The organism is Vibrio sp. V10_P2A27P122 (assembly GCF_963874335.1).
In the GTDB taxonomy this organism is placed as follows: Bacteria; Pseudomonadota; Gammaproteobacteria; order Enterobacterales; family Vibrionaceae; genus Vibrio; species Vibrio anguillarum.
Window position 1 is genome coordinate 1 of sequence record NZ_CAWNHY010000232.1, and the last position, 2,022, is coordinate 2,022.

The window sequence follows — 2,022 nt, forward strand, 5'->3', positions numbered from 1 at the left end:
ATGTTACAGGAGCATCATATTATTTAAAAGGTAATCTAGAAAAAATAAGTTTTACTCAAAATGATGAGTCTAACATAGCTGCAGTTTGTGATTTATATCTTCAACACCGATTTGATCTATTAGGAAGTGGTTGGGTTGAAGTTGAATACGATGTAGTCGCACCAGGTTTGGACGGCAAAGTGTATAATCAAAATATAGACTTCGATCTGAAGAATAATATAAATCGTTCAAATCGTGCAATATCTCAGAATATATGGCGACATATCGACAGCTCTTATCGTCCAATTGATTGGCAAAAGGACTTTAAAACGGGATTCCGGTGGAGCGAAAAGAAAAGATACACCAAACAAAGAGCCTACAGCGAAGGAGCGGACATCAAACTGCCTTGGGAAATTGGACGTTTGCAACACCTACCACAGCTTGCGATTGCTGCAAATGAAGTTAACGATTCAAGAGCAATAGATTACTTGAATGAGATAAAGAATCAACTGCTCGACTTTATTGCATCTAATCCTCCACAATGGGGAGTGCAGTGGACCTGTACAATGGATGTAGGTATCCGTGTAGCAAATATTGTTTTAGCCTGGGACTTAATACACAAGCATGGATTATACTCAACTACATTTACGAATGAAACTGAGCAAATCATTGCTAACTCGGTTTACGATCACTCCAAGCATATTGTAAACAACTTGGAATACGGTGAGAACCTAACTTCAAATCACTACTTAAGTGATATTGTCGGTTTGCTTTATTCTGCTTCTTATCTCAACTCCACTCCTGAGACTGACGCATGGTTGGCGTTTGCAGTGCAAGAAGTCATTAGCGAGTTTGATAAGCAATATCATTCAGACGGTTCAAATTTTGAAGCGAGTACTTGTTATCATAGACTCAGTACGGAGCTTATGGTGTTTGCCACTGCAAAACTTGGTAGTTTGGATATATCTAGGCTTAGAAATTACGACTACTCCCTTTGGACAAAGCTCCCTATTCTTAATTCCCTCGAATACCAAAAATATGAATTATCTGACTCAGGGATAGAGCTACCGTCTTCGTATTACAAAAAGTTAGCCGCTGCTATTACATACACAAAAGATATGACAAAACCAAATGGTAATGTAATTCAGTTTGGGGATAACGATAGTGGCAGATTTTTTAAACTGACACCCGTAGGTGAATGGTTGGAGACGGATATTGCGATAGACAAGTATCAAAACCTTAATGGGTATGAAAACTTATTAGCTGATTTAGAACGTTTTTGGGATGAAAATATTCTGGATCATTCCACACTTGTCAGTGCTGCAGGTGGTATCTTCGCGTTTTGTTCCGATGTAGAGAGTTATGAGTCGAAGGTGACGTCCGGATTATTTGGTAAGCAACGCCGTGAGCAAAGCTCTTACATTGAAGTTAAGTGTGATGAATGGCCTTATGAGTCAGAGTTTTCTTATACGAACGTAAAGTCATTTAGTTTCTCAGGTTCGAAGCTAACTTCAGATTTAACTCTAAAGTCATATCCTGATGCTGGAACTTATATTTTTAAATCAGAGCGATTGTTTTTAGCTATATCTATTGGTACCAATGGACAGCTTGGTAATGGTGGTCATGCTCATAATGATAGGATGTCGTTTGAACTTAATGTCGATTGTAAGGATGTCGTCGTCGACCCAGGATCTTATCTTTACACCGCTTCAAATAAGCAAAGGAATCTCTTTAGGTCGACGAGTTCTCACAATACGTTGTTTGCCAACATAGAGCAAAACAGATGGGTAGAAGGTAGGCTTGGGCTGTTTTCGATGTACAATGATATTAAAACTTATGTACTTTCTTGTGGTAATGATTTATTAACAGTTGCAATAGAGTATCAAGGTATCCGTCAAATGAGAACATTTAAGATCTTTGATGATTCAATTGAAATAACAAACTACTCTAACGTAGAATACAAAGAAAACTACAATACAGTTCTCTATTCAAATGGATATGGTAAACTTGTAAATGAAAAATATATTTAAGATTTTCATCAAG

1 protein-coding gene is annotated in these 2,022 nt (G+C 37.5%); it reads left to right on the forward strand.

All coding sequences use genetic code 11. From position 1 onward, the window contains the following. The coding region (locus tag AACQ17_RS09615) for an alginate lyase family protein (RefSeq protein WP_094167793.1) at nt 1–2,009 on the forward strand (2,009 nt) is incomplete at its 5' end. Between the last annotated feature and the right edge of the window lie 13 nt (nt 2,010–2,022).